The sequence below is a fragment of the Microvirga pakistanensis genome (assembly GCF_004458765.1).
Classification (GTDB): Bacteria; Pseudomonadota; Alphaproteobacteria; order Rhizobiales; family Beijerinckiaceae; genus Microvirga; species Microvirga pakistanensis.
In genome coordinates, this window is the sequence record NZ_SPJX01000074.1 from 1 (window position 1) to 223 (window position 223).

The 223-nt window shown below is 66.4% G+C and carries 1 protein-coding gene; it reads right to left on the reverse strand.

Translation table 11 applies throughout. The annotated features are described in order from the left end of the window. A partial coding sequence (locus E4K09_RS02800) for an efflux RND transporter permease subunit (RefSeq protein WP_134495037.1) occupies nt 1–223 on the reverse strand: 223 nt, incomplete at both ends.

Consider the following 223-nt stretch of genomic DNA (forward strand, 5'->3'; position numbering starts at 1 on the left):
AGAAGACCGACAGGCTCATGGTGCCCGAGCCGGTCGAGGTCGATTGCATGTAGATCATGTCCTCGACGCCGTTGATCTGCTGTTCCAGGGGCGCGGCCACGGTCTCGGCGATGGTCTGGGCGCTCGCGCCCGGATAGGTGGCGGAGACCACCACCTGGGGCGGCACGATCTCGGGATATTGCGCGACGGGCAGGATCCGCATGGCGATCAGCCCGACGAGCAC